This is a genomic window from Saccharopolyspora montiporae, assembly GCF_015209505.1.
Lineage (GTDB): Bacteria > Actinomycetota > Actinomycetes > Mycobacteriales > Pseudonocardiaceae > Saccharopolyspora > Saccharopolyspora montiporae.
On the sequence record NZ_JADEYC010000009.1, the window covers coordinates 47,628 to 60,024 of the forward strand.

Genomic DNA, 12,397 nt, shown 5'->3' on the forward strand with positions numbered 1-12,397 from the left:
GAAAAACAACCGCCCGAACGAGGGGCGCGCTACGCGCTCCGTTCCTGAGCGCACTCCGCGAGCCGGGCGAAGTCGGCGATCTCCAGCTGCTCCCCGCGGGCGCCGGGCTGCACCCCGGCGCAGCGCAGCAGCTCCTCGGCGGCCGCCCCCGACCCGGCCCAGCCGGACAGCGCGGCCCGCAGCGTCTTGCGTCGCTGGGCGAACGCGAGATCCACGACCCGGAAGACCTCGGCACGTGGCGCGGACGAGGACGGCGGCGGTATGCGGGTGAACGACACCAGCCCGGAGTCGACGTTGGGCACCGGCCAGAACACGTTGCGCGGTACCGCACCCGCGCGCCGGACGTCGGCGAACCAGGCGGCTTTCACGCTCGGCACCCCGTACACCCGCCCGCCGGGGCCTGCGGCCAATCGCTCGGCGACCTCGGACTGCACCATGACCAACCCGTGCCGCAGCTGCGGGAGTTCGGCCAGCAGGTGCAGCACGACCGGCACCGCCACGTTGTAGGGCAGGTTGGCGACCAGAGCGGTGGGTTGCCGCGGGAAATCGGCCGCGCGCAGCCGGAGCGCGTCCGCGGTGAGCACGGTCAACCGGTCGGCCGCGTCCGGCGCCCGCTCCGCCGCGGTACGCGGTAGCCGTTCGGCCAGCTCGGGATCGACCTCGACCGCGACCACGTGCTGCGCCGGTTCGAGCAGCCCCAGGGTCAGCGAGCCCAGACCCGGGCCCACCTCCAGCACGACGTCCTCGGCACCGACCCCGGCCGCGGCCACGATGCGGCGCACGGTGTTCGGGTCGTGCACGAAGTTCTGGCCGAGCTTCTTCGTCGGCCGAATGCCCAGTTCACCGGCCAGTCGACGGACATCGGCCGGGCCGAGCAGCGATGCCTGCTGGTCCACGTACGGCAACGTACCCGCGCATCCGGAGCGCCCCGGCACCACCCACCCGGACCCGCCGCGGTGCCCCGGACGACGGCCGGGGCACCGCGGCCGATCAGCTCAGGCCGAGCTCGGAGGAGCAGGACGGCCAAGCGCCGTAGCTGCCGCCCCGCTCGTCGCGCACCTGCTCGGCGACCGCGATCTGCTGTTCGCGGCTGGCCTGGTGCGGGTACTGCGCGTACTGATCGCCGCCGTGCGAGTCCCAGGTGGACTTGTCGAACTGCAGCCCGCCGTAGTAGCCGTTGCCGCTGTTCATCGACCAGTCGCCGGTGGCCTCGCACTCCACGAGCTTGTCCCAGACGCCGCTGTTCGGCGGTTCCTTGCCGCCGACCCGGACGACCTCCGGCGCGGCCTCCTTGGTGACCCGCTCCTCGACGACCTCGCGGCCGATCTCTTGGCCGTTCTCCTCGGTGATCCGGGTGAACACGACCTTCTCGCCGGGCGTACCGGGCTTCTCCACCCGCTCCTCGCCCTGGAACATGTTCGGGTCGACGATCTCCTCGACGGGCGGCTCCACCGGCATCGTCTCCGGGACCACCGAACTGCCGGTGCGGTCGATGCGGATCTCGGCGCCGTCGGTGACCTTGCCCTCGGCGCCGCCGGTGACCTGGTCCTGCGGCCCGACCTGCAGGTTCTGCTCGGCGATGAGCTCGTCGGTGGTCACCGCGTGCGTGGTCACCTGGCGCGGAGCCCCGCCGCCGTCGACTACGGTGATGTCCTTGGCGGTCTTGACCGTGAGCTCCATGCCGCCCTCGGGGACCGCCATCCCGCGGTCCGCGGACAGCTGAGCACCGTCCGCGGGGATCTGCAGCTGGCGCAGCGCCTGGTCGACCGTGACCGAGCGGACCCACTCCTCGCGCTGCTCGCCGTCCACGTTGATCGTGAGCAGCCGGCCGCGGTCGAGCGTGATGGTGTCGCCGTGGCCGACCTCGGCCTGCGGGCTCGGGCTCAGCGCATCGTGCCGGCCGATGTCGATGCCCTCGCCTTCGAGGACCTCGCCGACGGTCGACTGGTACGTGTTGACGCTGTGCTCCTGGCCGTCGACCTCGACGGTGACGGACTTGTCCATCGCGGCGGCGGCACCGCCGGTGGAGGTCAGCGTCAGCAGCACCCCGGCCACCGCACCCTTGAGGAAGCGGCGCTTCCAGTCGGTGACCGCCTCGACGAGCTCGGCGGGCGGGTACTCCCCGGTCTCGGCATCCGCGACGGTGTCCGGGATGACCAGCGGGGGCAGGACGGTGGTCTCGGCGTTGATCAGCCGGATGACCTCGTCCACATCGATCTCTGCCGTGGACAGCATGTCCTGGGCCTGCGGGCCCAGCGCCTCGTAGATGTCCTCCGGCGTGATGTCCAGCGTGCCCGGCGGGATGCTCGGGTAGTCCTCGGTCGGGTACCGCTGCGGCTGCGGGCGGTCGAGGGAGCGGATCGGGTCCAGCGACTCGGTCCGCTCCGGCGAGCCGGTCCGGTCGAGTGGCTGGGGGCGGTCCAGCACGCCCACCGCGGTGCGGGTCTGCGCCGGCTGGACCGGGGTGAACCAGTCCGTCGCCGTGTCGAGTGGATCGACCCAGGGGCTGCTGCCTGCCCGCGGGTAGTTGCCGTACCCGGGATAACCGGGTTCGTCGCGTCCGTTCACAGGGCCGTTACCTCCCGAAGGCGCAAAGCCGTGCCGTCCGCCGAGTTGTTCGGCGTCGGCGGAGCTGACTCCGCAGACGCTCCTCCCGGCGGCACGAGCACGGAACCTTCGTGCTTCGCGTGTGTATCCGACTCCCGTAGCCAAGCGCCGTCCAGCGGACCCGAGCTCCGTTGCAGCGGGCCCCGCTTCCCCGACGTACACCGGCGGCGACTAGCGGGCGTTCCCCATGACTGGTTGTCATCGGTTACGGGGCCGAGACTCTAGCGTGATCAAAGCGGGGGGCCAAGATCCCGCAACCGGCATGTGATCTGGGTCACACCAAATCGCCGAACAACCTGGCACAGCCCGTATCCGAGCCGCTGGCGAATCCCCTCCTGGTGGCGGTGTGCCCGACCGGTGTTACTCCTACGTCGCAAGATCACCCGTGACATATCGCACTCGTCATCCCGATCCGGTGACTCCCGAAATGTCCGGAAAACCGAGCGGCGCCGCCCGCGTGCGACCGGTCCGAGCGCGATCGGCCGAGCCGCGCGCGGCCACGCGCAGCACTCCGGACGACGCGGCGGGTCACACCCGGTCGAAGCGGAAGGTCCGTTCGGCCGTGGCCGTGGTGGCCGCGGCGAGCTCCGCCGGATCCGCCCCGCGCAGCTCCGCCAGGGCCCGCAGCGTGTAGTTGGCGCAGTACGGCTCGTTCGGCTGCCCGCGGAACGGGTGCGGGGTCAAGAACGGGGCGTCGGTCTCCACGAGCATCTGCTCCACCGGCACGATGCGCGCCGCCTCGCGCACCCCGGCCGCGTTGCGGAAGGTCGCGGTACCGGCGAACGAGAGCACGTAGCCCGCGTCCGCGCAGGTCTTGGCGAACACCTCGTCGCCGGAGAAGCAGTGGAACACCACGGTTTCCGGCGCGCCCTCGGAGCGCAGCACATCCAGGATGTCCTGGTGCGCGTCCCGGTCGTGGATCATCAGCGGCATGCCGGTGCGCTTGGCCAGGTCGATGTGCCAGCGGAAGGCCTCCTGCTGGTCCTGCGGCGTGGCGTAGTCCCAGTAGTAGTCCAGCCCGGTCTCGCCGACGGCGACCACCCGCGGGCGCGTCACGAGCTCCGCCAGCTCGCTGCGCTGCGCTTCGCCCAGATCACCGGCGCGCGTCGGATGCAGCGCCACGGCCGCGAAGACCCGGTCGTCCCAGGAAGCGGCCTCGGTGGCCCAGCGGGCGGCCGCGATGTCGTCGGCCACCGTCACCACGCGCTCGATCCCGGCCCGCTCGGCCCGGTCGACCAGCGCGCGCACGTCCTCGGGGGTGCGTGCCCCACACGCGTCCAGGTGGGTGTGCGCGTCCACCGCGGGTGCCGGGAGCGCTTCGGGGACCGGCGGCGGCTCGCGCCTGCGCTCGCTCTTGCCCATCGGGATCCTTTCCAGCACAGGTGCACCCCGGCCACCGCAGCGGATGGCCGGGGTGCACGGGGTGGTCTCCGGCCGGCACTACCCGGGACAGGACGGTCCTGGGGGCCGGTCAGTCCTGCGGGATCGGCGCCCACTCCGGGCCGGTCTCGCCCAGCTCCGGCGCCAGCTTGCCGAACAGCGGGGTGGGCTTGGCCAGCGGGCGGCCGACCTCGATGTCCGCGGAGGCCCAACGCGCCTGCTCGGCGGCGTAATCGCCCATCAGCACCGGGTATTCGATCGACGGATCGTCCAAATCGGACACGTCGTGCAGCTGCGGCTGTGCCGCCCACACCCCGCTGCCGCCGAGCAGTTCGTGCACCTTCTGCGCCGAGTGCGGCAGGAACGGCGTGAGCAGCGCATTGGCGTCGGACACCACCTGCAGCGCGGTGTGCAGCACCGCATCCCGGCGGTCGGTGTCCTCCTTGAGCTTCCACGGCTGCTGGTCGGACAGGTACTTGTTCGCGGCGGAGACCACGCGCATGGCCTCCTGCGCGGCAGCCTTGAACCGGGACCGCTGCAGGTGCCCGCCGACCACGTCGAACGCGGCGCGGGACTGCGCCTTGAGCTCCTCGTCGTCGGCGTGCGGCGCGGTCGGCGCCGGGATCGCCCCGTTGTTCTTCGCGGCCATGGACACCGCGCGGTTGACCAGGTTGCCCCACTCGTTGGCGAGCTCGAAGTTGGTGCGCCGCACGAACTCGTCCCAGGTGAAGTCGGTGTCCTGGTTCTCCGGTCCGGCCACCGAGATGAAGTAGCGCAGCGTGTCCGGACCGAACTCGCGCAGGAAGTCGCGCACGTAGATCACCGTGCCGCGCGAGGTGGAGAACTTCGAGCCGCTCATGGTGAGGAACTCGCTGGAGACGATCTCGCCGGGCAAGTTGAGCTCGCCGAACGGACCGGTCTCACCGCCCTTGTCGCCCTGACCGTTGTGCGCCATCAGCAGCGCGGGCCAGATCTGGGCATGGAAGGTGATGTTGTCCTTGCCCATGAAGTAGTACGGCTGTGCGGCGGGATCGGTCCACCACTGCTGCCAGGCGTCCGGCTCGCCGATCCGCTGCGCCCACTCGACGCTGGCCGAGAAGTAGCCGATCACCGCGTCGAACCAGACGTAGAACCGCTTCATCGGCTGGTCCCGCCAGCCGTCCAACGGGATCGGCACGCCCCAGTCGAGATCGCGGGTGATCGGCCGCGGGCGCATGTCCTCCACCAAGTTCTGCGCGAACCGCAGCACGTTGGGCCGCCAGTCGGTGCGGGTGGACAGCCACTTGCCCAGCGATTCGGTGAACGCGGGCAGGTCGAGGAACAGGTGCTCGGTCTCGATGAACTCCGGGCGCTCGCCGTTGATCCGGGACACCGGGTTGCGCAGGTCGGCCGGATCGAGCTGGTTGCCGCAGGTGTCGCACTGGTCGCCGCGCGCGCCGTCGGTCCCGCAGATCGGGCAGGTGCCCTCGATGTAGCGGTCCGGCAGCGTGCGGCCGGTGGACGGGCTGACCGCGCCGGTGGTGGTCCGCGGCACGATGTAGCCGTTGCGGTGCATCGCCAGGAAGAGGTCCTGCACGACCCGCTGGTGGTTGCCGGTGGTGGTGCGAGTGAACAGGTCGTAGGACAGGCCGAGGCCCTGCAGGTCCTCGGTGATCACCCGGTTGTACTTGTCGGCGACCTGGCGCGGGGTGAGCCCCTCCTTGTCCGCCTGCACCGAGATCGGGGTCCCGTGCTCATCGGTACCGGAGACCATGAGCACCTGGTTGCCGGCCATGCGCTGGTAGCGGGAGAAGATGTCGGACGGCACACCGAACCCGGAAACGTGGCCGATGTGCCGAGGACCGTTGGCGTAGGGCCAGGCCACAGCGGTCAGCACGGAGGCACTCATGCCTTCAGCGTAAACCACCCGCCGCGCACGCCCGCCGGGTCGTGCCCGCACGTCAGCCGCACCGCGCCCGGGAGCCGCGAGCGGTGCGAAGGGTCACCCTCGCGAACGCACCTGCGCCGGTAATCGGGCGGTGACCTGCGCAGATCCTCGACCGCACCCGTCGCGGAGCCGCACGGGCGCGCCGCCCGGTCCGCTCATACTGGGCAGGTGGACACCTACACGCGGCCGATCGACAGCGACCTCACCGCGACCGGAGCGCTGCGCCTGCTCGGCGCCAGGGCGCGGGACCGCGATCTGCCTCCGCCCGCGGCGCTGACCGGGGACTGGTTCGGCGGTGCGGCGGTGCTGGTGCCCTCCGTGCGGATCACGCCCGCCCCGCCGGGCGGCGGGTTCGCACCGCTGGACCTGCCCGCGGCCGGGACCGGCGGCCCGGGACCGGTGGGCGGCGGCTGGATCGGCTACCTCGGGTACGGCTGCACCGACCCGGACCTGCACCCGCGGCGGTTGCCGGACGCCGCCTGGGGCTGGACCGACCAGGTGCTCCGACTCGCCCCGGACGGACAGTGGTGGTTCGAATCGCTGACCGGGCCCGATCCCGGGTTGGAGGCCGAGCTCGCGGACCTGCTCGCCTGCCAGGACCGGCCCGCCGACGCCCTGCGCGCCGGGCCGGTCGAGTACCCGGACGCCGACCTGCACCGCAAGGCGGTGCACCGGTGCGTGGCCGAGATCGCGGCCGGCGAGATCTTCCAGGCCAACATCTGCAGCAGGTTCGCGGTGCCGTTCGACGGGGATGCGCTGGAGGTGTTCGCCGCGGGCAGCGAGCGGTTCGCCCCGGCCCGCGCCGCGCACGTCGCGGGCGACTGGGGTGCGGTGGCTTCGCTGTCCCCGGAACTGTTCCTGGCCCGGCACGGCGACGTGGTGCGCTCCAGCCCGATCAAGGGGACCACTCCGCGGCGCGGTCCGGCCGATGCGGCCAACGCCGAACTGCTGCGCTCCTCGGTCAAGGACACCGCAGAGAACGTGATGATCGTGGACATGGCCCGCAACGACCTGGGCCGGGTGGCCGAGGTCGGCACGGTCGGCGTCCCGCGCCTGCTGGCCGTGGAACCGCATCCCGGTGTGTGGCACCTTGTCTCGGACGTGCGCGCGCGACTTCCCGCCGGAACGCCCAACTCCCGGCTGCTGGCGGCCACCTTCCCGCCCGCATCGGTGACCGGGGCGCCGAAACCCCGCGCGCTGGAGGTCATCGCCGAACTGGAAGCGCAGCCGCGCGACGTCTACTGCGGGGCGGTCGGCATGGCCTCCCCGGTCGCGGGCATGGAGCTCAACGTGGCCATCCGGACGCTGGAACAGTCGGCCGGCACGCTGCACCTGGGCGTGGGCGGCGGCATCACCGCCGACTCGGACCCGGACCGCGAGTGGCAGGAGTGCCTCACCAAAGCAGCCCCGGCGCTATCCCTGCTCCGTTGAACAGGGTGTTCCCGAAGACAATCCCTAGCCGTCGGCTCGGGCGCTGAGCACCTCGTCATAGAGGTCCTTCTTGCGCACGCCCGCCAGTTCGGCGACCTCGGCCACCGCGTCCTTGAGCCGCAGCCCGTCCGCGGCGCGCTGCTCCACCCGCGCGACCAGCTCGCCCGGGTCGGTCGCCACCTCGGCCGCCGCGCCGAGCACGACGGTGATCTCCCCGCGCACACCGTCCGCGGCCCACTGCGCGAGCTCGCCGAGCCCGCCGCGGCGGACCTGCTCGTAGGTCTTGGTCAGCTCGCGGCAGACCGCGGCCGGGCGGTCCGCGCCCAGCACGTCGGCGGCGTCGGCGAGCGTGTCGGCCAGCCGGTGCGGGGCCTCGAAGAACACGCAGGTGCGCTGCTCGCCCACCAGTCGCGCCAGCCAGCGGCGCCGCTCGCCCTGCTTGCGCGGGGGGAACCCGTCGAAGCAGAACCGGTCGGAGGGGAGGCCGGACACGGCCAGCGCGGTGGTCACCGCCGACGGACCGGGCAGGCAGGTGACCGGCAACCCCTCGGCCACGCACGCGGTGACCAGCCGGTACCCGGGGTCGGAGACGCTGGGCATGCCCGCGTCGGTCACCAGCAGCACGTCCTGGCCGCCGCGCAGCGCCTCCAGCAGCACCGGGGTGCGCGCCGACTCCACCGCCTCGTAGTAGCTGACGACCCGGCCCGTCGGAGGGACCCCGAGGTGCGCGGCCAGCGCCCGGACGCGGCGGGTGTCCTCGGCGGCCACGACCGGGGTCGCGGACAGCGCGTCGACCAGCCGGGCCGAGGCGTCCCGCGCATCGCCGAGCGGCGTCGCGGCCAGCAGCAAGGTGCCCGGTCGGGCTTCGGGGTCCATGGCTGCACAGCGTATTCGGCGAGCCGTGTCGGGCCTGAGCCCGGCTGCCGCCGCCCGGCTCTACGATCTGGGGGCGTGAGCGTTCTCGTCGGCAACTCCGGTACGGACCTGGTGCGGCCCGGTAGCACCCCGCCAGCCCGGCGACCGGGCGAGACCGATCCCGGACCGCTGCTGGACGTCTGGAATCCCGCCGACCGGCTGCGCAGCTGGATCGTCACCGCGGTGCTGACCCTGCTGGCGGGCCTGGTGCGGCTGTGGGACCTCGGGCGGATCACCGACGAGGGAACCCCGGTCTTCGACGAGAAGCACTACGTCCCGCAGGCGTGGCAGGTGCTGCGCAACGGCGGCTACGAGGACAACCCGGGTTACGAGCTGGTCGCGCACCCGCCGATCGGCAAGCACCTGATCGCGGCCGGCGAGTGGCTGTTCGGCTACACGCCCTGGGGCTGGCGGGTGGCCGCGGCGGTGTCCGGCGCGGTGATGGTGCTGCTCGTCGTGCGCATCGCGCGCAGGCTGACCCGGTCCACGCTGCTCGGCGCGCTGGCCGGGGTGCTGCTGATCTGCGACGGGCTCAGCCATGTGCAGTCGCGGGTGGGGATGCTGGACATCTTCCAGGCGATGTTCCTGCTCGCCGCGTTCGCCTGCCTGCTGGTCGACCGGGACGACGCGCGCAGCCGGCTGCTGCGCGCGCACGAGGCGGGCCGGATCGCGGTGAGCACCTGGGGTCCGCGGCTGGGCGTGCGCTGGTGGCGGTTCGGCGCCGGCCTGATGCTCGGCCTGGCCTGCGGGGTGAAGTGGAACGGGATCTACTACATCATGGCGTTCGGCCTGCTCAGCGTGTTCTGGGATGCGCTGAGCAGGCGTTCGGCCGGGGTGCGCAAGCCGTGGCGCGGAGCGCTCGGCCGGGACACCGCACCGGCCCTGTGGGGTCTGGTCGCGGTCCCGCTGCTGGTGTACTTCGCGAGCTGGTCGGGCTGGTTCGCCAGCGAGACCGCCACCGATCGGCACGCCGTGGACATCAGCGACGACGTCGGGCTGGGCTTCCTGCCGGACCCGCTGCGCTCGCTGCTGTACTACCAGCTCAACGTGCTGGACTTCCACACCTCGCTGGTGACGCCGGACGATCCGCACCCGTGGGAGTCCAAGCCGTGGGCGTGGCCGATGGGCATGCGCCCGATGCTCTACTACTACGAGTCCGATGTTTCCGGCTGCGGCCGCACCGACTGCGTGGAAGCGACCATGCTGCTGGGCACACCGGCGATGTGGTGGCTGGCCCTGCCGGTGGCGGGCTGGGCGGTGTGGCGCACCGCGACCCGGATGGACTGGCGCTACGCGGCCGTGCTGGTGGGCTACGCGGCCGGCTACCTGCCCTGGTTCACCAATCTGGACCGGCAGATGTACTACTTCTACGCGACGCCGCTGGCACCGTTCCTGGTGCTGGGCATCGTGCTGGTGCTCGGCGAGTTGCTGGGTCCGGCGACCGGCCGTCCGGAGCGGCGGGGCACCGGACTGCTGGCCGTCTCGCTGTACGTCGGCCTGGTGGTGGCGAACTTCGTGTGGCTGTGGCCGATCCTCAACGGCGAACCGATCACCCCGCAGCACTGGCAGGCGCAGATGTGGCTCCCGTCCTGGCAGTGACGGAGGACCGCATGGCAGCGCGGGCGTCCTAAGCGAGTTCGGCGAGGGTCCGGCGCAGTGCCGCGGCCGCCTCGGCCAGGTCGGCGTGCTCGGCGGTCAGCGGAGGGCGGAACCGCAGCGAGTCCGGTCCGCAGGGCAGCACCAGCACCCGGTGCCGCTGGCGCAGCGCGGTGACGGCGCTGTCCCGGACCGCCGGATCGGCGAAGCTGATCGCGCACATCAGGCCGCGCCCGCGGGGATCGCGCACCAGGTCCGGGAAATCGGCCGCCACCGCCTGCAGCTCACCGCGCAGCACGGCGCCCGCCGCCTGCGCCGCGGCGAACAGCCCGTCGCGCTCGACGGTCTCCAGCACCCGGGTGGACCGCACCATGTCGACCAGCGATCCGCCCCAGGTCGAGCTGATCCGGCCGGTCTCGCGGAACGCGTTGTCGGCGACGTCCAACACCCGGCGCCCGCCCATGACCCCGCAGACCTGCATCCGCTTGCCGAACGCGACCAGGTCCGGTTCCAGTCCCAGCTCGACGTGCGCCCAGGGCCGCCCGGCCAGCGCACCGGTCTGCACCTCGTCGGCCGCGGTCAGCACGTCGTGCTCGCGGCACAACTGCTGCACGGCCTGCAGGAACTGCGGGCGCAGGTGCCGATCACCACCCTCGCCCTGCACGGGTTCGTACACGAAGCAGGCGATCTCCGGTCCCCATCGGCGCAGCGCCGCCTCAGCGGCGGACAGCGCCTCCTGCTCGGCCGGCAGCAGGTCCGGCACCTCCCACCGCTGACCGGGTTCGACGGCGGGTGCGGGGATGCGCGGCCAGTCGAACTTGGGGAAGTCGCGGATCTTGACCGGGTCGGTGTTGGTCAGCGAGAGCGCGTAGCCGCTGCGGCCGTGGAAGGCGTGCTCCAGGTGCAACACCCGGCCCGCCGTCACCGGGGTTCCTTCCCGGGCGTTGCGCTTGGTCTTCCAGTCGAACGCGATCTTGAGCGCGTTCTCCACGGCGAGCGTTCCGCCGTCGATGAAGAACAGCAGCGGGAGTTCGGCGATCCCGACGACGCGCCGGAACGTGTCGGCGAACCGGGCCTGTTCCGCGGTGGCGAAATCCGGATTGGCCGGTTTGATCCGCGCCGCGCGCAGCAGGTCCGCCTCGAACTCGGGGGCACGCAGCGCGGGATGCCCGTGCCCGAGCGGCGCCGAGCTGAAGTAGGTGGTCAGATCGAGGTAGCCGCCGCCGTCCCGGGCGTCCCGGATGCGGCAGCCCTCGCTCCCGTCCAGGTCCACCTGGATGTCGAGCAGATCCCCGGTGACGTGCCCGCGCAGCGCGGCGACCGCGTCCGGGCGGGGGCCGCGCTGCACCGGCGGTCCGGTGGGCGACTGGGTGGTCTCCTGCTGAGCCGTCATGGGCACCTCCGGAAGCCGAACACCCTCAACAGGAAAAGTTACAACCGGAGTCGCCATTACCGCAATATCGTCGCTGGTCCGCGCGAGCGCGGTGGAAATCTTCCTCGCTATCGACGGGGTGTCCGCAAAGATGCCGCCCGCATCCGGGCTCAGCTCCCGAAACGAGCCACCAGCCGGCCCGTGACCTGCGCGGCTTCGAGCCGTTCGAGTCCGCGTTGGACCTCGTCGAACCCGATCTCCTCGTAAGCGGGCGCGAGGTCGCCCGCGGTCATCATCGCGTAGAGATCCTCGATGTCGGCCACGGTGCCCCCGATGGACCCGATGAGGTTCTTGTTCCACAGCAGGGCTTGGGAGGGGATGGTGAACTCCGGCGCACCGATGCCGACGGTCACCACGGTGCCGCCGGGCCGCACGGCATCGATCGCGCGAGCGGCGGTGTCGAAGCCCGCGTAGTCGACGACCAGGTCGAAGTCGCGCCCCTTCCAATCCGCGGCGTCGGCGACGAGGCCCGCAGCGCCCAGCGATTCCGCCAACGGCCAGAGATCCCGCTTCGGTTCGGCGACGTGCACGTCCGCGCCCTTGAGCACCGCGACCCGGGTGGCGATCTGCCCCAGTCCGCCCATGCCGATCACCCCGACCGACATGTCCGCGGTCAGCCCGCCGCGCACGACGAGCGCGTGGTACGACGTCATGCCCGCGTCTGTGGCGACGGCGCCCAGCGAGATGTCCAGACCGTCCGGGACGCGGGCCAGGTCTTCGACGTGCACGAGCTGCTTGTCGGCGAATCCGCCCGGTGTGAAGAACCCGGGGAACCCCTTGCCCGACGGGCACACGCCGACCCGGTCGCCGACCTGCCAGCCGGTCACCCCCGGCCCCACGGCGCTGATCACACCCGCGGTCTCGTGCCCCAAGGTCATCGGCGTGTACGGCATCGCCGCCTTCGTCCCCGGATGCGTCATGTAGGTGACGTCCGAGTGGCACAACCCGCACGCCTGCACCGCGATGATGACTTCACCCGCGCCCGGGACCGGTTCCGGGACCTCGTTGAGCACCAGCGGCTCGTTGGTCTCGACGAACTGCCACGCCTTCATCAGCTCTCGCGCCTCCCCGCTCCACGACGGCATCTGGTGGGAAATGGTCCCACCGCC

9 protein-coding genes are annotated in these 12,397 nt (G+C 72.0%); 2 read left to right on the forward strand and 7 right to left on the reverse strand.

Features of this window, described 5'->3' with window-relative positions:
• Positions 1 to 29: 29 nt before the first annotated feature.
• The 4 genes from rsmA to metG all read right to left on the reverse strand — a co-directional run bounded on the left by rsmA (position 30) and on the right by metG (position 5,875).
• Positions 30 to 896 carry a 16S rRNA (adenine(1518)-N(6)/adenine(1519)-N(6))-dimethyltransferase RsmA gene (gene rsmA, locus IQ251_RS05565; protein WP_370591223.1) on the reverse strand — a complete coding sequence of 289 codons (867 nt, stop codon included), beginning with the start codon at positions 894 to 896 and terminating at the stop codon, positions 30 to 32.
• Positions 897 to 990: 94 nt separating this feature from the next.
• The gene (locus IQ251_RS05570) at positions 991 to 2,568 is read right to left on the reverse strand and encodes a resuscitation-promoting factor (RefSeq protein ID WP_193927366.1); all 1,578 of its coding nucleotides are present in this window, start codon (positions 2,566 to 2,568) and stop codon (positions 991 to 993) included.
• A 567-nt stretch (positions 2,569 to 3,135) separates the two neighbouring features.
• A complete protein-coding gene (locus IQ251_RS05575) occupies positions 3,136 to 3,969 on the reverse strand; it encodes a TatD family hydrolase (RefSeq protein WP_193927367.1) in 834 nt (277 codons plus the stop codon).
• A 109-nt stretch (positions 3,970 to 4,078) separates the two neighbouring features.
• Entirely contained in the window at positions 4,079 to 5,875 is a 1,797-nt protein-coding gene (gene metG, locus IQ251_RS05580) for a methionine--tRNA ligase (protein WP_193927368.1), read from the reverse strand.
• 207 nt (positions 5,876 to 6,082) lie between these two features.
• Here metG and IQ251_RS05585 point away from each other — a divergent pair, with 207 nt between their 5' ends.
• Positions 6,083 to 7,345: an aminodeoxychorismate synthase component I gene (locus tag IQ251_RS05585; RefSeq protein WP_193927369.1), complete on the forward strand. Its 1,263-nt coding sequence runs from the start codon at positions 6,083 to 6,085 to the stop codon at positions 7,343 to 7,345.
• 24 nt (positions 7,346 to 7,369) lie between these two features.
• On the opposite strand, the gene rsmI is transcribed toward IQ251_RS05585, so the two are convergent.
• Positions 7,370 to 8,221, reverse strand: coding sequence for a 16S rRNA (cytidine(1402)-2'-O)-methyltransferase (gene rsmI / locus IQ251_RS05590; protein WP_193927370.1), 852 nt, complete (start codon positions 8,219 to 8,221; stop codon positions 7,370 to 7,372).
• Between the two features lie 75 nt (positions 8,222 to 8,296).
• On the opposite strand from rsmI, the gene IQ251_RS05595 reads away from it, so the two are divergent.
• The gene (locus IQ251_RS05595) at positions 8,297 to 9,859 is read left to right on the forward strand and encodes a dolichyl-phosphate-mannose--protein mannosyltransferase (RefSeq protein ID WP_193927371.1); all 1,563 of its coding nucleotides are present in this window, start codon (positions 8,297 to 8,299) and stop codon (positions 9,857 to 9,859) included.
• Positions 9,860 to 9,887: 28 nt separating this feature from the next.
• Here the strand turns inward: IQ251_RS05595 and lat are convergent, their stop codons facing one another.
• Together lat and IQ251_RS05605 are read right to left on the reverse strand one after the other, a co-directional pair.
• Positions 9,888 to 11,249 carry an L-lysine 6-transaminase gene (gene lat / locus IQ251_RS05600; protein WP_193927372.1) on the reverse strand — a complete coding sequence of 454 codons (1,362 nt, stop codon included), beginning with the start codon at positions 11,247 to 11,249 and terminating at the stop codon, positions 9,888 to 9,890.
• 149 nt (positions 11,250 to 11,398) lie between these two features.
• Positions 11,399 to 12,340, reverse strand: coding sequence for a zinc-binding dehydrogenase (locus IQ251_RS05605; protein ID WP_193927373.1), 942 nt, complete (start codon positions 12,338 to 12,340; stop codon positions 11,399 to 11,401).
• Between the last annotated feature and the right edge of the window lie 57 nt (positions 12,341 to 12,397).

Bases quoted from the DNA above. Each gene is read 5' to 3' on its own strand.
- IQ251_RS05605 (WP_193927373.1), bottom strand. From the start codon at position 12,340: ATGAAGGCGTGGCAGTTCGTCGAGACCAACGAGCCGCTGGTGCTCAAC.
- metG (WP_193927368.1), bottom strand. From the start codon at position 5,875: ATGAGTGCCTCCGTGCTGACCGCTGTGGCCTGGCCCTACGCCAACGGT.
- rsmI (WP_193927370.1), bottom strand. From the start codon at position 8,221: ATGGACCCCGAAGCCCGACCGGGCACCTTGCTGCTGGCCGCGACGCCG.
- IQ251_RS05575 (WP_193927367.1), bottom strand. From the start codon at position 3,969: ATGGGCAAGAGCGAGCGCAGGCGCGAGCCGCCGCCGGTCCCCGAAGCG.
- lat (WP_193927372.1), bottom strand. From the start codon at position 11,249: ATGACGGCTCAGCAGGAGACCACCCAGTCGCCCACCGGACCGCCGGTG.